The organism is Candidatus Kuenenia sp., from assembly GCF_027493735.1.
Classification (GTDB): domain Bacteria; phylum Planctomycetota; class Brocadiia; order Brocadiales; family Brocadiaceae; genus Kuenenia; species Kuenenia stuttgartiensis_A.
In genome coordinates this window covers 100,985-127,034 of the sequence record NZ_JAOSKF010000024.1, presented here as the reverse complement: position 1 = coordinate 127,034, position 26,050 = coordinate 100,985, and the positions used below count along the sequence as shown (strand labels likewise).

12 protein-coding genes, 1 pseudogene and 1 riboswitch are annotated in these 26,050 nt (G+C 44.3%); of the genes and pseudogenes, 5 read left to right on the top strand and 8 right to left on the bottom strand.

The features are described 5' to 3' along the window. Positions 1-4: 4 nt before the first annotated feature. Complete coding sequence (locus M5U24_RS17745) at positions 5-1,327, bottom strand: ATP-binding protein (RefSeq protein ID WP_099324438.1); 1,323 nt, start codon at positions 1,325-1,327, stop codon at positions 5-7. 30 nt (positions 1,328-1,357) lie between these two features. Beyond that, complete coding sequence (locus M5U24_RS17740; protein WP_164994568.1) at positions 1,358-2,215, bottom strand: tetratricopeptide repeat protein; 858 nt, start codon at positions 2,213-2,215, stop codon at positions 1,358-1,360. 626 nt (positions 2,216-2,841) lie between these two features. Between M5U24_RS17740 and M5U24_RS17735 the strand changes: the two genes are divergently transcribed. Then, positions 2,842-3,135, top strand: coding sequence for a BrnT family toxin (locus M5U24_RS17735; RefSeq protein WP_099324436.1), 294 nt, complete (start codon positions 2,842-2,844; stop codon positions 3,133-3,135). Next, positions 3,132-3,371: a BrnA antitoxin family protein gene (locus tag M5U24_RS17730; RefSeq protein ID WP_099324435.1), complete on the top strand. Its 240-nt coding sequence runs from the start codon at positions 3,132-3,134 to the stop codon at positions 3,369-3,371. The genes M5U24_RS17735 and M5U24_RS17730 overlap by 4 nt, the downstream gene beginning before the upstream one ends. A gap of 198 nt (positions 3,372-3,569) precedes the next feature. Here the strand turns inward: M5U24_RS17730 and M5U24_RS17725 are convergent, their stop codons facing one another. From M5U24_RS17725 to M5U24_RS17705, 5 genes are all read right to left on the bottom strand, one after another. Then, positions 3,570-5,405 carry a tetratricopeptide repeat protein gene (locus M5U24_RS17725; protein ID WP_298203157.1) on the bottom strand — a complete coding sequence of 612 codons (1,836 nt, stop codon included), beginning with the start codon at positions 5,403-5,405 and terminating at the stop codon, positions 3,570-3,572. A gap of 263 nt (positions 5,406-5,668) precedes the next feature. Further along, positions 5,669-6,607, bottom strand: coding sequence for a tetratricopeptide repeat protein (locus M5U24_RS17720; protein WP_099324433.1), 939 nt, complete (start codon positions 6,605-6,607; stop codon positions 5,669-5,671). A gap of 149 nt (positions 6,608-6,756) precedes the next feature. Continuing rightward, positions 6,757-7,137: an STAS domain-containing protein gene (locus M5U24_RS17715; RefSeq protein WP_099324432.1), complete on the bottom strand. Its 381-nt coding sequence runs from the start codon at positions 7,135-7,137 to the stop codon at positions 6,757-6,759. Further along, complete coding sequence (locus M5U24_RS17710; RefSeq protein ID WP_099324431.1) at positions 7,127-8,662, bottom strand: response regulator; 1,536 nt, start codon at positions 8,660-8,662, stop codon at positions 7,127-7,129. Before M5U24_RS17710 ends, M5U24_RS17715 begins: the two co-directional genes overlap by 11 nt. Before the next feature lie 39 nt (positions 8,663-8,701). Continuing rightward, entirely contained in the window at positions 8,702-10,111 is a 1,410-nt protein-coding gene (locus tag M5U24_RS17705) for a sigma-54 dependent transcriptional regulator (RefSeq protein WP_099324430.1), read from the bottom strand. Between the two features lie 933 nt (positions 10,112-11,044). Beyond that, a riboswitch (cyclic di-GMP riboswitch) is annotated at positions 11,045-11,129 on the top strand. 95 nt (positions 11,130-11,224) lie between these two features. On the opposite strand from M5U24_RS17705, the gene M5U24_RS17700 reads away from it, so the two are divergent. From M5U24_RS17700 to M5U24_RS17690, 3 genes are all read left to right on the top strand, one after another. Then, on the top strand, positions 11,225-11,683 hold the full coding sequence (locus M5U24_RS17700) for a hypothetical protein (RefSeq protein ID WP_230408047.1): 459 nt from the start codon (positions 11,225-11,227) through the stop codon (positions 11,681-11,683). After that, entirely contained in the window at positions 11,664-13,133 is a 1,470-nt protein-coding gene (locus M5U24_RS17695) for a diguanylate cyclase (protein ID WP_164994563.1), read from the top strand. The genes M5U24_RS17700 and M5U24_RS17695 overlap by 20 nt, the downstream gene beginning before the upstream one ends. Positions 13,134-13,338: 205 nt before the next feature. Next, positions 13,339-24,411 (top strand): Ig-like domain-containing protein, encoded by an 11,073-nt coding sequence (locus tag M5U24_RS17690; protein ID WP_298203155.1) that lies wholly within the window; start codon positions 13,339-13,341, stop codon positions 24,409-24,411. Positions 24,412-24,850: 439 nt separating this feature from the next. Here the strand turns inward: M5U24_RS17690 and M5U24_RS17685 are convergent. Then, positions 24,851-25,953, bottom strand: a pseudogene (locus M5U24_RS17685) (IS4-like element ISCku3 family transposase). Between the last annotated feature and the right edge of the window lie 97 nt (positions 25,954-26,050).

Here is a 26,050-nt window from a genome sequence, read left to right as displayed (position 1 = left end):
CTACTTAAGCAAACTGCATCGCCAATGCCTCTTCTTCCGGAACGAAGGCGCTGTACGAATCCATATAGTCATGCGAATTTATGGGCAGATTAATATAAAATGTCGTTCCCTTTCCCTCTTCGCTTTCAACAAAGATTTTGCCGTTATGCGCTTCTACAATTTTGTTCACAATTGCCAATCCAATCCCCGTTCCATCCTGTTTTGTAGTAAAAAAGAGGTCAAACATCTTCCGGACAACCTCTTTTTTAATTCCTACTCCGGTATCCTTTATGCCAATCTGAACAACGCCGTTGTCGTTTTCTCCCTCTATTGTCCGCGTAAATACCGTTAAATGGCCTCCGCATGTCATAGATTGAATTGCATTTAAGCAAAGATTCAAAAAGACCTGCTGCAATTTTTCCGCATCGCATTTCAAACAATAATCATCTGCGCCGTATTCTTTATGGATAGAAATAGCATCTATTCCATTCCGGTTCATGTCTTCCTTAATAAAAAAGAGTGTTCTGTCCAAAATTTCAGATATACGGCTATTCATTAAACTCAATCGCACCGGACGCGCGAATACCAGCAACTCGGTAACCGTTTTGTTCAGATTTTTTGTGCCTTGTATTATATTTTTTACCAGTTTCTTACGGGGGTCGGAATCTTCAAAGTCCCTTGCAAGTAATGCAGAAAACCCTTCAATACCATTTAGTGGATTACGAATTTCATGGGCAATACTTGCCGCCATTGCGCCAATGGCAGCCAGTTTATCCGCTTTTCTCAGTCGCATTTCCAAATCTCTTATCTTTGATAAGTCTTTAAACACCTCTACAGCGCCTATAATATTGTCCTGCGAGTCCTTAATCAGTGACACGCTGCTTTCCAGCATCCTGGTTAATCCCTGGCTGGTTTTTATTTTACGCTCAACATTAATAAAATTTTGCCCCTTTTTAATAGCCTCCGTAAGCAAGGATTCACCACCGTCCGCATTTTCGTATAAACACGCTATATTTCCCCCTACCACGCAAGACCCGCTGAAGCTCAATATTTCTTCTGCCGCCGTATTGAAAGTAGTTATTTCCCCTTTCACATTTATGGCGATAACACCGCTATGAATACTTCCCAAAAGACTATTTAGATATTTCGTAAGGCTGTCGAGTTCCTGCACTTTATCCTTTAAACGGGCATTTGTATCTTCCATCTCCTTATCTATTTCCTTTACCCTGCTTTGCAGCTTATTGTACGCCTCTTCCAAACGCAATGTATAAAGATTAAACTGTTCAAAGGCGGTTGCGAGTTCATTCCTGAATTTTTTCGGATATTTGTTCACGGCAATATTTTTCATAACGTAACCCCGTTTTCTTTTCCCATTATTTCACTCATTATTATCAGAAAGCATTAACAATTTATTATTCTTCAATGTATTTTTCCCCTGCCATTCCTTCCACCAGGCAATATCATCAACATACCATTTCGCTTGCACTATTAGCTCACTCTTCGGATTTTCGTCGATAAAACGCTGGAATTCATTCAGCGCGTCATCGTATTTTTTTAACTGCCGGAAACAATTTGCAATCTGGTACCGGGCCCACATGTATTGATACGGCGTAACCGCTTCTTGCGGAATATTTTTATAACCCTGCAAGGCTTTTTCATATTCACCCAATGTATAAAAACATTCTGCTATTGTTATGGGAGGCGTCTCTTTTTCTATGCCGGTCAAATAGCGATGCAGCCGGTTGTGCATCCTGGCTCTCTCCTCGCCATCCTCAACGGACGCATCAACTTCTTCTTTTTGCGGCACTGCATCCTCAAAGTTTTTTGAATACTGTAATGGCGTGTATTCTGAAATCTCGTTTGATGTATCACCGGCATCGCTTTGGCCGTCTGTTTTTGACACATTGCCCACTTCATGAACCGCCACAGAATCAATATCTTTCGTTGCGCCTGATTTAAAATATTTCCCAATCCCTGTCTCTGAAGTAACGCCTTGCAATGTTAAATATTTCTTTTCTAATTCCCGAAGCCGTTCGTTTTCAACGTTGAGATTTGATAATACCCTTTCCACTCCTTGATGTTCGCCCGCACCAGACGAAGTACCGACCAAAGCAGAACTTCCATGAGATACGTCCTGAATCTCTCCGGTTCCTGCATTTTTTCCACTGTTTACAGTCTCGCTAAACAAACATCTTTCAGAACTTATAAAAACAGGCACACCCATCCACAAAGCCATAAAAACCACCAGGAACTTTTTCTCTGTTTTTTTCAAAAAACTCAAATAACACGTCCTTATGTTTACCTATGCTGGCGTAGCCAGAACCAAACAAGAAAGAAATAAAAAATACGAAAATTAGAATCCACCCCCTGCACCCCCGCCAGCGGGGGACATTCTTCCCCTTTGGAGGGGGGTAAGGGGGAGGATTTTGCCAAAAAAAGCAAAGAAATCACTGCTAAGGTACTAATTAGTTCATGATATTAAAAAAAATGCAATCAGTATAAAGGGCATCGCAAAAGCAGTGCCGTACACGGTCGACAACAATAACCCTGCAGGCAGATACTACAGAAACTACGGCACATGGACTCACAACTATTTTACAAAAGAAAGCTTATGTCACAATAAGTATCAAAAAAATACCAGGTAGCCATACCTGAAGCGCCTGTCGTTGTTATTGATTAAGTAAAAAATATGGACGTGTTGTCTAATTATAAGACAATACTGAGGCGGGAGACTTTATACAAGGTCATCACTTGGGGTTTTGCAGTTTGTCAGGGTGCATGCCCGATTTTTGTAAAATTTGACTCCCTGTTTTGCTTGAACCTTAACCTTGACATCAATATTTTTATAAGTACAATGTACATATGATCGAATTAACATTTGAATGGGATAACCGGAAGGAAAAGTCCAATATCAAAAAGCATGGGATTTCCTTCGAAGAAGCGCGTATAGCCTTTTATGATGAAAATGCCATTCAATATTTTGATCCCGACCATTCACACGAAGAAGATCGTTTTATCTTACTTGGAATAAGTTATAAACTTAGGCTTCTGGTCATCTGCCACTGTTTCCGGGAAAGCGATACAGTTATCAGAATCATCTCTGCGAGGAAAGCCGATGGCGATGAAGAAAGTGAATATTGGAGGAACAGACAATGAGAGACCATTATGATTTTTCCAAAATGAAGGGGCGTAAAAATCCTTATTTAAAGTATTTAAAACAACCGGTTACTATGCGTTTGGACCGTGATACTGTTCTCTATTTCAGGTCTATGTCGGAGGATACCGGTATTCCATACCAGACCCTAATAAATCTTTATCTTCGTGACTGTGCAATCAGTCAAAGAAAACTCCAAATAAAGTGGCCCCCCGGAAAAGCCGAACAACCGGCTTGAAGCAGGGGTAAAGACGCAGTTAAAGATTTGGAAAATGGATGGTGCTTAGGGACATAGAAGAATTTAATATGCCTGTAATTGTCATTTCTGCCAAGGTGAGAAATCCTAAGATTCCTCACCTTGCTCAGTCCTCAATTTGCAATTTGCCGACCGTAGACTGCCGATTGCGGGGGGATTCTTTTATGGCTGAGACAGGCATCATCCCAACTCTAAACGAAACGCTTTTATTGCTTGTTCCAGTTTTCCCATAGCTTTATAACAAGCGCCAATTCTTTCAAATGCAAACGCCCTGATTTCCTTTTCGCTGCTATTTCCTAAAACATCTATATATGCCTTCACAGCTTGTTCGTATTTTTTTTCGCAGAAGAGTGCATCCGCCAGGCCAACCATTCCTTCTATTAATACCTTGCTGTAAGGGTACTTCTTTATAAAATCCTTAAAACCTTCCTGCGCCCGCGCATAATTATCATCATCAAAATAACACCATCCTATCTCCATGGCCATTTTGTCCGCATATTCATTAGTTGGCCAAAATTGTATCCCTTCCCGGAATGTTTTTATCGCAGAATCATAAAAGTGCATTGCCCGCAGAGACTTTCCCAAAAAATACATACCACGTGGGACATTGCTGCTGTTTGGATAGGTTTCCAGCGCTCTCTTAAAAACCTGGAATGCCTCAACATAATTCTCATTATTATAGAAGCACTCTCCCAATAAGAAACTTGCGTCTTCGGCATATCTCTCATTGCCAGCATTGGCCAGGAAATTCCCCAAAACTGTTTTGGCATCCTCATACTCCTTCAACGAGAATAAACATTTTCCTATTAAATATTCAATCTCAGCCCCTACATGGAGGGAATTATAGAGTTCCCTGGCCTCCATCAATGCCCGAATCGCCTCCCGGTGTTTTTCCATTTTTGCAAGCGCTTTGGCAATGTTAAGCTGCGCCTTAGCGGCAATCTCTGCTTCCGGATATCCATTCAGCACCCTTTCGTAGGTGTCCTTTGCCCGCACATAAAACCCCTGCATCATTAAAGAGTCGCCGATCCCCATAAAAGCATCGGCAATTAAAGGATCTTTCGGATAGCCATAAATAAACTGAAAATACGCCCGAATGGCGCTTTCCGGGTCATTGAGGCGGTAATAACAGTCTCCGATTTTAAATAAAGCATCTTTTGCAAAGAGAGACGTTATATATTTTTTTACAACAACCTGATATTCCTGCAACGCAAGAAAATTGAAACCCAGATCATAATAATAATTCCCCAGTTCATAATACGCCTTGACGACCATTTTGTCGTTGGGATATTTTATTTGTGCCCTTTGATATATTTGGGCAGCCTTATCCTTATAATAGTCAGATGCCGTATCGACGTTAAGCTGTGACAAAGAGGTAACAAATATAGCGTTCTCTTTCGGAATAAATTCCAGGTTGCGCATTCCGATAATTACTTCCAATATATCCTGTAATGGGCTTTTTTTGATTGATACATTTATAAAAGATGACAAGTATTCGGGTGCAATTTCTTCATCCACAATAATACTTTTGCCATAGACTGCTGACAGCGCTTTCAATATTTCAGACACCTGCACCTGTTTTGCGTTAATTGAATAAACCGGCATATCATACTCGTCCAGTTCTTTTTTCAGCATGATATTTTCATTTGGTTGTATAAAAACCTCTTTTCTTTCTTCCGGAGCACCACTCTTCTTTTCAGCCGCCTTCGTCCCGGCGCCATTATCTTCCTTTTCTTCTAACTCCTGATCTCTTAATATTTGCAATTGCATTTGGAGCATCTCAAGATTTCTCAACTCTTTATTTAATGATTCACTGAGTTCGCTTGATTCATCAATAGCCTGCAACTGCATCTGAAGCATTTCCAGGTTTTTCCTCTCCTCGTTCAATACGCCCTGCACGGTATTTGAGATATCCTCCTTCGCCTCGCCAGTAGTCTCCTCACCGGCTTTGGAAAGAGAGCATACAGGAAATACGCCTAAAAGAAATATGAGTATAAAAATTATTCTTCTATTCATTATTCATTATCCCATAAATGGTATATGCAGAATTTTGTAACACTTTAGTTTTTAGAAAAATTCCAATAATAACGCTACTTGCCGTATAAGTGCAGGGGCGGAGCATTTGCTATAAACGGTTGCCGCTCGTTCCTCACTTGAAATATCTAAGCCCACTAAATTCATGTAGTGCGACGAACCTCGTCGCACTACAAATGACAATTCCCCGTTTAACAAGACTAAAGTGTTACCAAAATTCTTCATTTGCCTTCCTATTCTTCGTTCTACAAATGGTCATTGCTTTTCCCGGATCCTGCGGTGACCGTACCTACCATTTGAGATGCATTTTTCAGACGTTTTGACTCCTCCCGGTAATAATCTCCGATTTTAAAATAAGACTCTGCCACGCACGACTTATCTTCTTCCGTTTTGCAGTCACCTTCCTGGGCGATAACGGAGTAAAGGGTTTTTCTTGCTTGCTTATAGTCCCCCAGTTTTGCGCAACATTCACCCATTTTTAATCTGCTTTGCAATTGATACTCGCTGTTAAGATAATCATTGTTTAAATGCCTGAACACTTCAAGGGCTTCCTTATAATCTCCCGATTGAAAATAACAATCGCCCAAACGATATACAATAAAATCCTCATTCAGAAAAGGCATCGATTTGTCTAATCCCTTTCCATAGAGAGAAGCCGCCGTCTTGTAATCGCCCTGTTCGTACAATCGATTTGCTTCGATGATATATTCTGTCCTGTCTTCCTGCGTTTCTTCCCGGCCTCGCTGTACACCAGAAGAATTTTCCCCCTTTATATCGTCTGACAGTTTTGCCTTAGCCCTTTTGCCACCCCTTAAATTGTCGTTCAAGTCCATATATTTATCCAAAGACTCTTCCAGCTTTTTTTCCACAAGGCGGGAAACCATTTTATTGCCTTTTACTTTAATCCAATCTTTCTGGAGAAATAAAAAGAAGCTTATCGCGCCTACTATAAAAAAAAGCACCATAGCGGAAAGTACATATTGATTGAGCAACATGCCCGCTTTTAACAATTTTTTTGATTTTACCGACTCGTCAGAGGCTTCATGAACAGGCATATCGGGCGCGTCTTCACCTTGCGAAATCGCTTCCGGGAAAGAATCTTCCTCCTCCCGTTTTTGCAGCCCTTCGATTATTTCATTTAATGCAGTTTCCTTTTTTTCGTCATCAGATGGAGTATTAGTCATATTTTATTACCTCTTAATAAAGTTAGTACCTTATCAGTAATTTCTTTGCATTATTTGACGAAATATTTAATGGTCACTTATGCAGTCGGCAATCTACAATCGGAAATCGGCAAATTGCAGATTTAGGATTGCCGACTGAGGACTGAGGATTAATTTCCCCCTGACCATAAAAATGTTCTTTCCAGTTTCCCCACACGGGGACCAATGCTTGACATTGCTTCATCCTCGTTCTCAAATACCTCCACAATGCGAAGCAGGCCGGTAATATCCATAAGTTTTTTAATGTTTTTATTTGTTTGAACCAGCTTAAATCCCTTTTGTTTTTCCCTGAAACAACTCACATAATATGCGATACTCCCCAATGCGTTTGCGGAAATATACTTTACATCTCTGAAATTCAGTATAATGGCGCATGCATCTTCGCACAAAATCTTAAGCATGCACTCCAGTTTGATTGCCCCCTCATACACGAGGTTCCCCTTTGGCGATAACACGACCACATTGCCTTTTTCATGCCTTTCAATTTCCATAGAAGTTTACCCGTTTCGCCAAAAAGACCGAAGTCCCGGTTCCCCTGCCGGATTGTATCATTACTCTATCCATTAACTGTTTCATAACAAAAATCCCTCGCCCGTCTTTTCTTGCTATGCCTTTATAAAATGTCGTATCAGGTTCTTCATAGTTCTGCGTATCAAATCCACAGCCCCTGTCGCTTACCACTATGATGATATCTTCCCCCAATCTAGAAAATTTCAGAACAATTTCCCCTTTTTCCCCCTCCTTGTATGCAAAGAATAATGCGTTCAAAACGGCCTCATTAACAGACGTAATAATGTCATGCCTCTTACACTCGTCACCCACTATTTTTGACAACTTTTCTTCGAATAATTGCAGCACTTCATCATAATCATCAATGGGCATGGAAATAGAAATCTCTTCTTTCCATGGCATGCATCTGCCATTCTCCAGGGTAAAGGCAGCGACGGAACAATTTCGTGCATCGGCAGTCAGTTCATGCCATCCAACTATTCCCTCTTTCATTTTTTTCGCCACATGCTCACAATCCCCGGCAACATCCCGCACAAGTGCATCCCTGAGCCTGTCTTTCTGAATAATTCCCTTCCGGATGCTTGTAGCAACAGCATTGCTGTCAATCACAATAAATCTATTACCCGCAGGCATTGGCAGGGTTTGCTCCGGCACGCTTATGTCAGGAAACATATTTAGGAATAAGGGATACGATTGCAACTGTGTCATTTCTTTTTCCTGCGAAAATACAAAACAGGCGAGTCCTTCCCCGCAAATTGAATAAGAGAGTTTTTGCCCTTGTTTCTCCAAAATTACACAGAAAAGCATAAGCGGAAAACGGTTTTTTATATTTTCGCAGAGAAATGTATTCATGTTTTTTATCAAAGATGCCGGTGATCTGCATGTTTTAGCCTCATAGCGAAAAACTGTTTTTATCACCGTATCCAGATTTTCCAACCCGGCCTCGCGTGAAAAACTTCCAAACAGCGCCAACTGGCGGTCATCAGTCTCAACGGCATCATAAAAAGTAAGATTTGCCTTCTCTGTTTCGTCCTGCACAATATAACAGGATGAATCCTTGTGCTTGTCAGTATATACCTCACACGGCCGTGGTTCTTCATTCCCGCGTTTTTTTTCGCTATGCGCATTTGTACCGGTATTTTCGCCTTCACTCAGGACTTTGCGAATCACCTTCTTCATATGTTCAAGCTTAAAAGGCTTTGTTATAAAATCAGAAACGCCGGTATGCATCGCCTCAATAACCGCCTCCGTTGAACCATAACCCGTCATAATAATCGCCCTTATTGAGGGATTTGCCTTCTTTATTTCAGCAATTAACTGCACGCCATTCATGAAGGGCATAGTTAAATCGCTAATCACCAAATCGTATTTTCTTTTTTTCGCCAATTCCAGGGCTTCAATGCTATCGTTGGTCTCCTCCACATCATAACCGTCATCCAAAAGGGTATTTTGCAAAGCCCATCGCAGCGTTTCTTCATCATCTACCAATAAAATTTTTTTCTTCATCTTTTTTTTATAGGCGATCTTTTGCTTATTAATTAAATATTACTGTGCAATGCCATACTCTTTTATTTTATTATATAAGGTCGTTCTGTTGATACCCAGCACCCTTGCCGCTTCCGTCCTTCGCCATGAGGTTTCTTTCAGGACATTTTCTATATGTTGTTTTTCCATAAATGCCAGTGAACGGGCATCAAGTCCGTCGCTGCTTACACAGTCAGTATTTCCATCAACAGTAATACCGGCAAGGCTTTCAGATTCTTTTTTCCCAACGCTGATATTTGCAACATATTTAGGCGATAATGCGCTGCCGTTTGCAATCAACACGCCTCTTTCTACCACATTCTTTAATTCTCTGATGTTCCCAGGCCAGCCGTATTCCAATAATATCCGTTCAGTATCGGGCGGGATATCGCAAATATTCTTGCCAAACTCATTATTATATTTATGTATAAAGTATTTCACCAAAAGCATTATATCTTCTCTTCTTTCCCTCAATGGCGGCACATAAATCGGCAATACCTTCAACCGGTAATACAAATCCTTTCTAAAATTTCCCGACGCTATTTCTTCTTCAAGGTTCCTGTTTGTCGAGGCAATAATCCGAACGTCTATTTTGATATCCTGTATGCCGCCAACCCTTTTGAACTGCCTTTCCTGCAGAATTCTTAAAAGTTTTGCCTGCAGCAAAACCCCCATCTCGCCTATTTCATCAAGGAAAACGGTTCCCTTATCGGCAATTTCAAACAAACCCGGTTTACCGGCTGTCGCCGCGCCGGTAAATGCCCCTTTTTCATAACCAAATAATTCTGCTTCCAGAAGGCTTTCCGTCAGGGCAGCGCAATTTATATCCACAAAACGCCCTGATTTTCTTGCGCTTAACCGGTGCACCGCCCTTGCAACAAGCTCTTTCCCGGTACCGCTCTCTCCTTGTATTAACACCGTTGTAGAAGAACTTTTTGCCACCTGTTTAATAAGAGAATATATCTCTTTCATCTGCGGGCTATTGCCAATAATAATTCCGTCCGATTCTTCATCAAACGTCCATTGCTTTTCCTTTATTTCAAGCACCTCCTGGCGCAGCCCCTGCCTCCTTAATGCCTTTTCAACCACCGACCTTAACCTGTCAAGCTTAAACGGTTTCTCTAAATAATCGTATGCCCCTAGTCTCATTACTTCAACTGCCGAGTCTACGCTTCCATATCCCGTCATTACCACCATTAACGCGTTAGGGTCTTTCTCTTTTATTTTTTCAATAAGTTCCACTCCATTTATATTGGGCAATCTCAAATCCAGCAGTATCAAATCCGGCATAAATGTATCCATTTTCTCCAGCGCTTCTTCGCAACTACCGGCGGCAATTGCTTCATAACCCTGCGCATCTAAAAACTCCCTGACAGAAAGCCTGATTGTTTCTTCGTCATCGACAATAAGAATTATACCTTTCGGCTTCATTTATTTATCCTTCCATTAAAAACAAACCGTTCAATGTCCCACGCATTATAAAACTTAATTTTTTTCCCGTAAAAAAATACTTTGAGTTCAGTATATCAAAACGTTTAATTTTTAAACACTACTAATCTTCCATTATCAACATCTGTTTAAAAATACGATTTCTCACACAATGTAGTATTTTTTTAAGAGGATACTTACACGTTTTTATAAAACTTATGCAAAATAATCAATTTCCGTGTATTCCGCGTGTTCCGTGGTTTAACTGGTTTTTATAAAACTTATGTACAAATTAAATCCCCTCAAGCTGAATAGTTACCAGAAACATTTAAATGATTATGTAGCGTTGTCGCAAATTTTATACCACTGTTTATAGCCATACTTTAATCAGCCTGATCTAAAAATTTGTAACAGTTTAGATTTTTGGAAAAACAAAAATGCTCGTTCCCAAGCTCCGCAGACTGGGTCAAATGGGCAATTTTATCCTATTTTACGACAGGCATTCTCCACTTTAATGGGAAAACAGCACTAAATAGGGTCGAAAACAGGCATAATGCGAAGAGTTGTCCCCACTTTTGAGACAATAAAGTTCATTTGACCCAGTCTGTCCGGCTTGGGAACGTAATTGCGTTGGAAGCTCTAGCTTCCATTTAGCCGGCAAGCGAAGCTTCGTGTATTATTCGATTCAAAAGAGGTTCCCAAATATCTTGGGTAACATACTGAAAAGCCTCCAAGCTGACATAATGGGTTCATTCCCTTTTCCATTCGAAGCTGGAGCTTCTCAAACAATCCCGTTCCCAAGCCGGAGCTTGGGAACGAGCGGTTTTTTTCATAGGACTAAAGTATTACAAAAATTTTGATACCGGTAAAAATAACTATTGAATAACCCGTGGTAATAATGTATATTTCCCGCTTTTAATACAAGATTCATGAAAATATCGATAAAGGCAAACCCTGAGCAATCAGGGGACGCAAAGTAAAAGGTCTTTACTTACAGTACAAAGATAGCCTTACTACCGATAAGTGCTGAATTATTCAGCCTTCGACAGTAAGATTTTTTTTGATTTTAGACATTACTGTGCTTTATTCTTACATGACTATTATGGTTATACGGCTATGGTTATACGGCTATGGTTATACGGCTATGGTTATACGGCTATGGTTATACGGCTATGGTTATACGGCTATGGTTATACGGCTGCGCGAAGCGCAGCCGTATACAGCACAGAGCTATCGCTTTCCGCCTTTGATTTATTTGAATGCACACAGATTCTTAGGTTCGGACAAATCACAGTAGCGAAAGCCAATACAAACTTTACGCTTCGTCTCGGCAAGTTCACACTCCGCACATATCTCTATCGTAACCACCTTCAGATTACACGCCTCAATAGTAACCAGCATGTCTGTTGTAAAGGCAAAACCCAACGTCTTTCTTATCATTCAGAACAAAGTGAGTTAAGTAGGATGGGCATTGCCCAACGAAAAACAAGCAATGCGAAAGAGTGTGTAATGTTTTTTCCCGTTCCAGCGCTCTCGCGTGGGAATGCAGGATCAGATGCCCTGTATCTCGAGTAATAATCCGGACTCAGAGCGTCCAAAACAATTTGTTGCCACGCAGAGCGCGGTAACAGGCAGAAAAGATAAACGTATCATGTTTTACACGTTAATAGAACAAATCCCATGTGCAGTAATTGTGACAGACATAAAGGGAACTATTGAATATGTAAATTCGCAATTTACTGAACTCACCGGCTATACCCGGGAAGAGGTTACAGGGGCAAATCCCCGCATACTGAAATCCGGCAGGACTGCTCCCGAAGAGTATAAACATTTGTGGGAAACAATTACCTCCGGCAAAAAATGGAAAGGGGTGTTTTGTAATAAGAAAAAAGACGGCAGTTTCTACTGGGAGAAGGCGTCTATTTCTCCCCTCATGAATGAGGAAGGAATGATAACACATTTTTTTGCGATAAAGGAAGATATAACAATACAAAAGCAAAATGAACAGCGGCATGAAATCCTGTATATACTGTCGAACATATTGATGGAGTCTGTTTCTGTTGATGAGGCTATTCCAAAAATACTCCAAACAATAGGCGAGGGAGAAATTGGCAGGCAGATCGGAGTTGACAGGGTATGCCTTGTGCTGTCCGGTACGAATAACGGCATGGCTGACAATGTTTATGAATGGTGCAACGAAGGCATACCCTCTCAAAGACGTCGATTTATGGACGTTTCCTTCTTCGCATTCACATGGTGGATGAAACACCTGCGTGCGGGCGATGTTATTCATATCCCACAGGTGTGCCGTATGCCAAAAGAAGCAGCGGCAGAACAAGAGTTTTTGATTAAACGGGAAGTCAAATCCGTATTGTCCTTTCCGGTATTTGCGGACAAAGATTCATTCGGATTTATTAGTTGTGAAAATATTTTGAACGGCTGCTCCTGCAAAGAACAAGATATAATGCTGCTCCGTATTGTTTCTGAGATTATAGGCAATGCCATTGTACGTAAACGTTCGGAAGCGTGTATTCAACACATGGCATATCACGATGCCCTTACCAACCTCCCCAATCGCAATTTATTTCGTGCCCGGCTGGAAATGGCCATCCTTCAGGCAAAACGTAATAAGAAGATGGCAGCCGTCATGGCGCTTGACCTGGATGGCTTTAAGGCCGTTAACGATTCCTTCGGGCATCATATGGGAGATTTGCTGTTAAAGGAGGCAGCCGTGAGGATGAAGGAATGCGTCCGGGAATGTGATACGGTTGCCCGCTTTGGGGGAGATGAGTTTATGGTTATCCTTACAAACATTAATCATAGAGAGGATGCAAATCATGTGGCGAAGAAGCTTCTCGGATTACTTTCCCAAAAATTCCTGATTAATAATGACAAAATCGGCATTACCGTCAGCATAGGCATCAGTCTATATCCGGCAGACGGCAATGACATGGAGGATTTAATCAAAAAAGCCGACAATGCACTCTATTGTTCCAAGAAAGAAGGGAAAAATACGCACCGGTAAGTAATTTCAAATTCCCCTCTTGGGAGGGGTAGGGGTGAGTAGAAATGAATGCCGTTGGGTTTTCGTTTTTTAAAAGCCCAACCTAATTTAATTCTCGTTTCCAAGTTCCGGCTTGAAAACGAGAATGGAATGTTTAGTAATTTCAAAATTGCAGGGCGAAGTGGCGCTTCGCTCTACATAAAGTTTTTGAGATGACCTGACTTACGTGAATAAGTTTATAATTTTAACACTTTTTATACTCACACTGGCCTTTGCCGGTGATGCAGAAGCGCTCGCCGCAGGAACGGTTCGCTGGTCCGGCGCCACAAGTTCTGCATGGGAAACGGCATCAAACTGGACTACCGTTAGCGGTACCCCAAGCCTCCCTCCCGCGTCAGATGATGCAGTCGAGATAGGCACCGGCGCTATTACCAACCAGCCTACGATAACCACTTCCACAACAATCGCTTCACTTACCTATGGTAATTCCGCTGCATCAACACTGACAATTAATGGAAACCTGACCATTTCGGGTGATATTACCAATACAATTACTACAACAGCCAGAGTGCATAACATAAATCTTGCCTCCGGCGTTACCCTTTCATGTGTAAATGCCGACCTGAGCCCTGCCAGAAGCGGTTCGCATATGACGATTACCTTTAATGGAGGAATATTCTCGTGCAGCGGCGATTTTACCGCCCAACCCACTGCGGCCACGACGAATATTACCCTCACGGTGGGTACAGGTACGTTTACCGTAGGCGGGACTACTCTGCAAGGGGCAGCGACAAGTCAACAACGAAATTGCGACATTACAGTTTCAACCGGTGCCTTAACGTTCTCTGGTGATTATATCAAAAACGGAGCTGGCTCAGATCTCACATCCAGCGACGCGGCAACAATCTCCTTTGGTGGAGATATTACCAATACGAGAGGCACTTTTAACCTGTCCAAGGCTACTACCACCCTTGCCTCAACTACTACCATCGCTCCGACTGTCAGCATGACCTTTGGAAATTTGGCCATCGATGGCACAGCAACGGTAAATAGCGGTACTTTAACCATTGCAGAAAATCTTTCTGTTAACGGAACCGGTACGCTTAATTTAGGGGGAGTAACATCAACGGTTACCGGCCCGACAACTATTGACGGAACGGTAAACATCACTTCAGATACAGGGACAAAGATCTTTGTCGGACTGGTTACAATTGATGCGGGTGGAACGTGGGACAACTCAGCGAATGAGGCAGTGACTTTTCGGGGAGGAATCACCCATAACGGCGCGACCTTTACCGCCGGAACTGGGGTGCAGACATTTGCAACAAACAGCCAGGAGATCGGAGGGACAACGGCAATTTCCATTTCCAGTATAACCGTTACGGGAGTCACCCTCACTAATAGCACAATTTTAACGGTTGGCACAGCCTTAAGCGGCACAGGTGGGCTTACCCAGGGAAGCAACGCTGTTTTAAACATCGGCGGCACTTCAGCCATTACCACCCTGACTGCGACTGCCAATCCCAATACGGTCAACTACACCAGTACAACGGCTTCACAAACAGTAAAAGGGACTACCTATCACCATCTAACTATCAACAAATCAGGCCAAACCGCAACGCTTGGCGCTACAACTACCGTGAATGGAGACCTTACCATTACGGCAGGAACGCTTAATACAGGCGCTTATACCTTAGCTGCAAACGGTATTACGAGTGTTACAGGAACATTAGGTATCACGAGCACAACCGGAACAAAGACGTTTACCGGAATGGTTACGATCAATTCAGGCGGTGTCTGGAATAACTCGGCTAACGAAGCGGTGACCTTTCAGGGAGGGATTACACATAACGGCGCTGCCTTTACCGCTGGAACGGCAGTGCAAACCTTTGATATTAACAGCCAGGTAATAGGAGGGACAACAGCGATTTCTATCCCCAGAGTAACCGTTACGGGCGTTACCCTTACCAACAGCATTACCCTGATGGTTGGCACGGCCTTGAGCGGCACGGGAGGGATCACGCAGGAAAGCAACGCTGTTTTAAACATCGGCGGTACTTCAGACATTACCACCCTGACGGCATCTGCAAGCGGGAACGTGGTTAATTATAATGGTTCCGCTACCCAGGCAATACATGCAGGAACATATGTAACGCTGAAGGTCAATAATACCGCCGGGGGCACCCTTGGGGGCAATATAACAGTTAACACGCTTACGATTGGCGACGTAACATCAAATAGTGTCTTTAGCGATGGAGGTTATGTAATCACCCTATCTGGCTCCAGCGTTCTTAACCTCACATCCGGAACGGTTAAACTAGGCTCAGCGACAGTAGGGACTACGTTTCCATCGTTTAATACATTAAATATCGCCTCCGGAACAACGGTGGAATATACATCGGGAATAACTCAGACTGTATCCGGAACACCGGGTTATCAAAACCTGACAATCTCAGGCGCAGGGACAAAAACACCTGATTCGACACTTACTATAGCAGGCAATCTTACCGTAAACGCATCGGGCGGGACGTTTAATCTTGGCGCTGCATTCAACCACACCATCACAGGCAATGTTGTGCTAACCGCAGGAACATTGAATGGGGGATCGAGTACTTTAACGCTTTACGGCAACTGGACAGGCTCAGGAACATTTACGGCAAACACCGGTACCGTAGTATTTACCGGAACGAATGATCAAACAATCGGAAGCAAGACTACTACATTTAATCACCTTACCATTAATAAGGCCTCGAATACGGCGTCGTTCGGGGCAACTATCACAATAAACGGCAATCTTACCATTACCTCCGGAACGCTTGGTATTGGAGGTGTTACATCAACCGTCACAGGAACAACAAGCGTAACTGGCGCAATAAACATCACTTCAAAGTCGAACACAAAGACATTTGGCGATATTATAATAAATGACGGTGGCGCCATGGATTTCACCGTCACAGAAGGCGTTACGATGAATGGCAATCTGCAGATAGACGGAACAGGGTCAATCACGGGGACTCAGGGCACATGGACATTTCAGAAGTCAGGAGGCGGCGGCACACTCAGCGGCACGGCGGCCTCGAAATCACTTACCGCTGCTACTTTTACAACAGATTATTCTGTCGATAGTGACTTTTCGATTCCAACAATAACCGTTGCCTCGGGAGCAACCCTCACGAATAATGCAACTTTAACGGTTGAAACTGCCTTAAGCAGTAGTGGTAGTGGCAGTGGAAGGGAGCTTATACAGGGCAGCGGCGCCGTATTAAACATCGGCGGTTCTTCAGGCATTACTACCCTGACTGCTACTGCCAATCCCAATACGGTTAATTATAATGGCGCTGGCAATCAGACGGTAAAAGGAACGACTTATCATCATCTCACGATTAACAAGGTGTCAAATACAGCAACTCTGGGTGCTACCACCACAGTGAACGGAGTCCTTACTGTAACGGCAGGAACGTTCAATACAGGCTCTAACACCTTAACGGCAAATGGCATCACGAGTATTGCAGGCACATTAGGTATCACACGCAAAACCGGAACAAAGATGTTTGTAGGATTGGTCACAATTGATGCTGGCGGAACATGGAATAATTCGGCTAATGAGGCGGTGACCTTTCAGGGAGGGATCATTCATAACGGCGCGACCTTTGACGCCGGAACGGGAGTATATACCTTTGACACAAACAACCAAGCAATCAGAGGAACATCGGCGATTTCAATTCCCAGTGTGACGGTTGCAGAAGTTACCCTCACCAACAACACAACCCTGACCGTTGACACAGCCTTAAGCGGTTCTGGCGGGCTTACCCAGGGCAGTGGCGCTGTTTTAAATATTGGCGGTACTTCAGACATTACTACCCTGACGGCAACGGTCAATTCCAATACGGTTAACTACACCAGCACGACCGCTGCGCAAACGGTAAAGGGAACAACCTATCATCATCTCACTATTGACAAATCCGGGCGGACGGCGACGCTTGGCGCCGCCATCATAGTAAACGGCGACCTTACCATCACGGCAGGTACGCTTAATACATCCGCAAGCAACTATGCTTTAACCTTGAACGGCAGTTTTGTTAACAATGCAACATTTACGGCAAATGGGTCTAACATAATTATTGGCGGAACAAGTGCTACGCCGGGCATTGCAGGTTTCTCGACAACAGGGGCGCTTTCATTTGAACGGACGGCAAGCACTGCGACTCTTACCGGCAATGTTACGGCTGCATCATTAACGATGAACGGGAGCGGCGGGACGTTAAATCTTGGCAGTGGATTATCTCACGCCATCAACGGTAACGTAACACTCACTGCGGGCACACTCGATGGCAGTTCAGGTACTCTGAGCCTGACCGGTAACTGGACAGGTTCGGCAACGTTTACCGCCGGTACAGGGTCAGTCAATTTTAACGGAAGCGGCGCACAAACGATTACCAATAATGCCACTACCTTTAATAACCTTACAAAGTCCGGCACAGGAACGGGAACGCTGGGGGCGGCCATAATTGTGAACGGGACATTAAATATTACGGGAGGGACATTCAACACATCAGCAAGCAACTATGCCCTGACGTTAAACGGGAGTTTTACTAATAGCGCCACGTTTACCGCTAACGGCTCCAATATAACCATTGGCGGAACGAGCGCTACGCCAAACATCGCCGGTTTCTCTACAACAGGGGCGCTTTCCTTTGAGAGGACAGCAAGCACGGCGACTCTTACAGGCAGTGTTACGGCTGCATCATTAACGATGAATGGGAGCGGCGGGACGTTAAATCCCGGCAGCGGATTATCTCACATTATCAATGGCTATGTAACGCTCACTGCAGGAACACTTGATGGCAATTCGAGCACCCTGAGTCTGACAGGCAACTGGACAAACAACAGCACCTTTACTGCCGGTACTGGCGTCGTGACATTTAATGGTACATCAGAGCAAACCATTGCCGGCACAAGTATAACAACATTTAATAGTTTAACGATTTCAAATACAACCGTCGCTGTTTCAGCAACCACAAATCTCACGGTGAATGCAACCTTGACCTTGACCGGCAACCTTGCCATAGGCTCCAACACGCTTACGATGGGCGCTTCAGCAACTACGGTAGGAACAGGTGATGTGACAGGCATTGTCAAGCGGACAACCATTACCTCCAATACCCAGTATAGTTTCGGTAGTCAGTTTACCACGATAACCTTTTCTGATGCAGGAACGTTGCCAACAGAAATGAGTGTAAAAATTACTATCGGCTCTGCCCCTTCCTGGAAAACAACTGCTATTACGAGATACTATGACATTATCCGAACCGGGGGAAGCGGCTCTGTTGCTACAGTGAAACTCCACTACCACGATTCAGAACTTAATGGGAATACGGAAAGTAATCTGAGTTCATGGCATTATCATGCTGACCCCGAAGCCGCCGTAGAGGAACGTGGCAGTTCAAGTCTCAATACAACAGACAACTGGATTGAATTGTCTAATATGGGTATTGCCGCATTTAGTTCAATCTTTGGAGATTTCGAGTGGACACTTGCCAATAGGGTGGCCACAGATATTGTTTGGGATGGCGATTTCAGTACGGACTGGACAGACCCGGCGAATTGGATAGGCGGCGTCCCGGGAGCAACTGGCGACGTAATAATTCCTGCCCTACCCTCTGGCAACTATTCCCCGGTACTACCCTCCAGCGTTACAATCAACAGCATGACAATCCGGAGCGGCGGTATTTTGAACGGAACCTCAAGTTCGCAGCTTACCATTGATGGCAGCAACGGTTGCTGGGTAAATAACGGAACTTTTAATCCCGATACGAGCACCGTAATTTTTACGAACGCTGCCGCATCAATGTCCGGGGAAACGAATTTCTACAATATTACCATCGACGCCGGCGCAGAACTGACGATGAGCACCGACAATATCATGCGCATCGCCGGTGCAATTACCAATAATGGAACATGGCGGGCACGATTCCTGATAAATACGGTAGAGTATAACGGCGGAGATCAGACGGTGTTAAATCCAAATGGCGGAACAGTGGGATATTGGCATCTCATACTGAGTGGTACCGGCACAAAGACCATGCCAGCATCGGCGCTGACCATCGACGGAGATTTCTCGATGTCGGAAACCGCTTCTGCCGCCGCAGGAGGCGCAATGACAGTTAGCGGCAGCCTCACCATTGGTTCCAGCGCTGCGTTTGACTCTGGCAGCTTTAGCCACTCCATTGGAGGAGACTTTACAAATAACGGTGCCTTTACTGCATCAACAAGCACAATAACGTTGAATGGAACCGCCGCACAAACCATAGGCGGAACAACAACGGCGTTTAACAATCTGACGATTTCGAATACCGGCGCTGCCGTTTCTGTAAATACGAACTTTAGTATTGATGGAACGCTGGATGTTGACCTGAATGCCGTTTTGAGTCCTGGTGCTTCAGTTGTAATCAGCGGAAGCGGCGCTTTGACCGGGAACGGTACTGTCAAAGTAACACGGACGGCAACTACTCCTGATTTTAATGCTCAATATACCATTTCAAACAAGACGCTTACGGATCTGACCGTGGAATATACAGGTACAGCGGCGCAGGAGGTCAGTGCCCTTACCTATGGAAACCTCAAGGTCAATAATTCCAGTGGAGTTACACTTGGCGGTTCTGCAACCGTTAATGGGACACTTACGGTGTCGGGTGGAATACTTACAACGGGGAGTAGTAATACCCTGACTCTTGGTTCGTCCGGAATATTGTCAGAAACAAACGATACTGATGGGAATACTACAAATGACAGTGTCGTTACCGGGAATATTCAGACAACACGCACATTGTCAACGGGGGTAAATGAAACATTTGGTGGTTTAGGAATCCAGATAAATGCTGCTGGCTCAGCACCGGGTTCTACGGTTGTTTTGAGAAAGACAGGCACGGGAACTGCTCAGACTATTGACGGAGTTGCCGGGATAAACAGAATATTTGTTATTACCCCAACGACAAACGCCGGCCTGGATGCTACCCTCGTATCAAAATATGCAGATAACGAGTTGAACGGAATAAACGAAGCAAATTTGATTTATGCAAAATCCACGGATGGGGGAACGACCTGGCCCAGCCGGTATGTTCCCTCAAGAGATACGGACGCCAACACGCTATCGCTTACCGGTGTAGATGCATTTTCACAATGGACTGCCGGACCTTTTGCAAGCAAGTACATCGTAAGTTCAGACGACAACAGCCCGGCAGCGGGAGGCAGCGTAGCAATTACAGCGCAACTTGCGGATGCCAATGATAATGCAGTAAGTGCAGATGGTAAAGTAGTCACCTGGAGCAGCACCAATGGCGGATCCTTTTCATCCGGCACGAGCATAACAGACGTCAACGGCCTTGCAACGGTAACCTTTACCACCAGTACGACAGCAGGAACTGTTCACACCGTGACGGGAACTGATGCTGACAACTTAACGGGCACGAGCGGTAGCATTACAACTATAGCAGGACCGGCAAAAAAGGTGGTCTTTGTTCAGCAACCTTCTGATGCCACGGCAGGGGCTACGATCAGCCCGGCAGTAACGGTACAGTTGCAGGATGTCAATGGTAATAATGTAGCTGCCGCCGGGGTTGATATTACGATTTCATTGTCTTCCGGGACCGGGGAACTTAACGGAACAATACTACAAACGACAAATGCAAGCGGCCTCGCAACGTTTAATGATTTGAACATCAACATTGCGGGTACAAAAAACCTTACGGCGTCAAGTGACGGATTAAATTCAGCCGTCAGCAATGCGTTTACCATATCGGCGGGAGCGGTGGCGAAGGTGGGTTTTAGCCAGCAACCTTCGGATACTACAGCGGGAGATACGATCAGTCCATCGGTGACGGTACAGCTACAGGACATCTATGGAAATAATGTATCTACCGGTAGTGTTTCAATTACAATGACATTGTCTTCCGGAACGGGTGTGCTTAGCGGGACAACGGTGGAAACAACGCAGGCCAGTGGTCTTGCAACATTTAATGACCTGAGTATCAACCTGGCTGGCACAAAGAACCTGACGGCTTCAAGTAACGAGTTGGCTTCCGACGTAAGCGATGACTTTACCATACTGGCAGGAGCAGCCACAAAGGTGGGGGTAGAGACGGAACCGGATGGAAGCGGGGAAATTGTTCCTGCGCAGGGTATAACACCGGGCAACCTGATTACCGCATATGCCATTTCCCGGGATGCCTCGGATAATTTTGTAGCTAATGTTGCGGCAGATACGTGGTCGCTTGAGAACATCACTGGTGGTGTGATTTCCGGTGATATTGCCTCATCAGGCGATGGTAAGAGTGCGGTTTTTACCGGACATATTGCAGGTACTGCTGAAATAAAGGCGACGTCGGGGAGTCTTACTGCAGTAAATTCCGGAACGGTGACGGTAACGGCTGGGGTCAGCTTCACAAGCCCGGCGTATGGCGACAATGATGTTTCCGTCAACAGAGCCATCGCCGCCGTGTTCAGCGAGGCTATGGACGATTCTACGATTACAACGGCAGCATTCACTGTAAGCGACGACATCGGCGGCAATATCAGTGGAACGGTGTCCTACAATGACAGAACCGCTGAATTTATACCGTCAGGTATCCTTGACTCCGATACTGCTTACACTGCCGTCATAACAACTGAGGTAAAAGATCATACTGGAAACAATATGGCGTCTGCGTATATGTGGAGTTTTACCACAGGGACATCCACGGACGACACGGCGCCCGTGGTCAGCGCTACAAGCCCGGCCAGTGGCGCTACAGGGGTTGCTTACAATGGCGCAATCGCAGCCACGTTCAGCGAGGTAGTGAGCGCTTCTACCATTACTGAGGCTACGTTTATCCTGAGTGATGGCGTTGGTAATATTGACGGCACGGTAACCAGTGCAGGCGCTACCGCCACATTTACTCCGCTGACAAATCTGGCGCTTAATACAACTTATACAGCAACGATTACCACAGGAGCGAAAGATTTGGCAGGCAATGGGATGGCATCTGACTACACGTGGAGTTTTACAACCGGCGCATCGGCTGATACCACCGCGCCTGTGGTCAGTTCCACAGTTCCTGCCAACGGGGACACGGATGTCGTCCTTAACGGCGCTATTACTGCCGTATTCGGTGAGACTATGAGCGCTTCTTCCCTTACCATAGCCACGTTTACAGTGGTCAATGGCAGCAGCACCATTGGCGGAGCGGTGTCTTATCATGGGAGCATCGCCACATTTACTCCACTGGCAAATCTCTCATCCAATACCACCTATACGGCTGCGCTTACAGCGGGAGTGGAAGATTTGGCAGGAAATGCGATGTCGTCTGCATATACATGGAGCTTTACCACCGGAACAGTAACGGATACAACACCGCCCACAGTGAATTCCACGAATCCCTCCAATGGTGCATCCGGCGTGGCAATAAATAATGCTACCACTGCTACATTCAGCGAAACAATGAATGTATCTACCATCACCACAACCTCATTTACGTTAAGCGATAGTAGCGGCAGCATTAGCGGAGCAGTAACCTGCGATGGCACGACGGCCGTATTTACACCACTGAATAATCTATCCTATTCCACTGCCTATACGGCAACGATTACCACCGGGGTGAAGGATTTGGCTGGGAATGCGATGGCTTCTTCTTATACCTGGAATTTTACCACCGTTTCTGCGCCGGAACCCCCTTCACCGCCTCCGGTCGTAACCCTTACCATAAATTCGACAAAACCGCTCAATGGGGCAGCAAGTGTGGCGATAGACACGGCAATATCTGCAACCTTTTCAATGTATATCAACGGTTCTACCCTTACGAATGATACGTTTATACTCAGCGATGGAGTTAATAAAGTCACCGGGTTGGTAACCGCAAACGGAGCGGCCGCTACATTTACCCCATTGGTAAATCTGGCATACAGCACCGCATATACTGCAACAATCACCGCTGGCGTTCGTGCTGCAAACTATGCCGGAACCAGCCTGAATTCAAACTATAGCTGGAGTTTTACCACCGAATCAGCGCCGCCTCAAACGCCAACGTCAAAGCCCAGCCCCACGCCGTCGCCTGAACTGAAGTTTACTCCTACGCCAATATTTGTTACGTCGCCTACTCCACCGGCAACGGAGACGCCCACTCCGACAATACCAGCAGAAACGCCCACGCCTTCTCCTGCGCCAACGCCTGGTTACACAGTCAGTATGTCACTGAGCAAGGATATGGCATATCTTTTTGGCGATACCGTAGTTGTCACCGTAACGGATCTCGGCAGAAACGCCGATTCCGCATCGGAAGAGGTGCTTACCACCGCCATTAAGGTATTTGGCGTAAACTATTATTCCGGAAAAGACCTGCTGCTTGACCTGAATGAGGACGGCGCTGACAGCGGCACTTTCCTTGCAACTATAAGGACGGGAACAGCCACCACCGGCGGCGCCAGTTCAAATGTCAGATCAAATATTGGCGTTATAAAAACAGTGCAGGGCGGTACTGCCACTGTGGAATACACCGGCAAAGCACTGACAGAGGCAACAATCTCAAGGGAACTAACATTCGGCAGTTTTGATGCAACACTTTCGTTTGATGCCGACTCCTATTCTATAGGAGACTATGCCAAAATGATGCTGGCAGATGCGGAGCGAAATACGAACCATACAGAAGCAGAGGTGCTGCCAAACGATGTATTTATTGAAACGTCCCCATTTAATACTACAAGGGTGAGGATGGTTGAAACGGGCGCCGATACAGGTGCGTTTGTGGGAACAATTCAGGTGGTAGACAGCGGAGGCACATTGGAATATGAACGTATTCAGGCAGCCGCAGGGGAGACATTAACGATTACCTATTTCGATGAAATTAATACCACCGGTTATCCAAGGGTGGTAACAGCTACCGCTTTTGTGGCGGCGGTAACACCGTCACCAACGGCAACTGCTCCAATGCCGTCGCCAACGACAACACCTGCTCCGGTTACCTGTATAGCCGCATCAATTGCCGCACATCCGGAAGAGTTGGAAATTGTGAAAAATGAGAGTGCGGAAATAATAGTAACGGTAACCGGCGAAGATGGCTGCGTTGCCGAGGACGTGAAGGTAAAAACAAAGGTTTCTAAAAATAATCCGGAGAAAATAAAGATTACTCCATCCGGACAAAAAACAGACGCTAACGGACAGGTGATATTTACCATTAAGGCTAAAAAGGGGAAAGGCAAAGCAGACATCAATTTTAAGGCAAAGGGAGTAAATAAAAAGATAAAGGTTACTGTTTATTTAATAAAATAAGCACGTAAGATCTTTGCTTTATCTTCGGGCGACTCATGTTACGCAACAAGAAAAATATTGTAACACTTTAGCTTTTTGAAAAGGTAAAAACGCTTGTTCCCAAGCTCCGGGCTTGGGAACGTAATTGTTTGAGAAGCTCCAGCTTCGCATGGAAGAAAGAATGAAACCATGATTTGCCGATGATATTTGAAAATCTACTTTCATGCTTCATTAAATCTTTAAATCCCCTACCAGTGGGGGTGGGCAAGGGGTCATAAGCGCTAACTTGTTTTAGGTATGCTCGAAGTATTTTGATATCTGTGTTTTTCGGATTCTTGTATTTTCTGCTAAAGAACAAGCAATGTCATTCCAGCACTTAAGAACTTCCTGTAATGATAACGCTGGTTCTATAGCCCGTTTTACTTGATTAAGCATAAAAGCAAATTCACGCCATTTGCTTTTAGTCTTCTTGCTTGACAATGAAGTATCCCCAGGGGGAAAAAGACGTAGCAAAATCTATTAGTTTTTCTGTCAAAAGAGCAACGAATAGTTTGCCATAAAGCCAAGCTTTTGAGCTATCATCATCGTATTTAGGTAAGTGTCCAAATTGTGCTATTTGTTTAAATCTTTTAAAGACCAGTTCAATTTGCCATCGAACTCGATACCATTCTAAGATATCAAAAGCGGTAAATTGATTTTCAGGAAACGTTGTGAATACTATTACGTACTTGGCATAAATAAGGGTCTCCGGTTTTAGTTCAATGCCCTTTTTGCTTGCATGTCTTTTAAGTTTTTTATGAGCTATTTTAATGGCTTCTTCTGTTTTGTGTATTATACAAAGACGACCTTTGACATATTCAGTATTATCAACGTTTGGAATAAAAACGTTCCATGATTTTATAGCAAGGGGTCTTTTTAAATATTGGATTTCTTTCAATAAAGGAAAGGGTTTCTTTTCTTCGCCGAATATCCGTAGAGATTGCGAATTAACTCTAACGCTAAGATAAGCGCCTTTCCTTGTTGCATGATGAATTCCTTGGCCAGTACAGTAACCTCTGTCAGCTATAATATAATCATCTTTTTCATCGGAAACTGCCGAAAAGATTCTCCTGTGCCTTCTCCTTCAGTTCCCGTAAGTTTAAAGAAATCGCAAGATAATGAAGGAACCTCAATACTATAATGAATGCGCCAAAGACTTCCTGTTTTCCCAGGTTCCTTTACTGTTGTTGCATCAAATAAGCGAAGATGAAAATTATTCCGTTTATTAATTTGGAGGCCACGCTCACGGAATAAAGATAAACATAATTTATATAGCCATTCTTTGCTCTTTTTTAATCGCTTTAATAAGGCAACATCGGATAAATCTGCTAAGTTAGCACGCTTGGCTCGAACTACTGTTTCACGCAATGAATAGCCACATCCTAAATGAATTAATAATGTTCGAAGAAGCTTTTCTTCAGATTTATCCTTGCGCAAGCCTTTTAAAGCATTTGTATCAACGGCTAAACTTTTCCAATCGTTTGGGAAGAAAGTTCTTAGAAGATCCCAATCTTCTCTCATCATGGCTTTATCCTCCTATAGAGTGATTAGCGGGATAATTAACATAAAAATACCATGATGAATAAAATTTGTCAATAAAACAAGTTAGCGCTTATGGGGC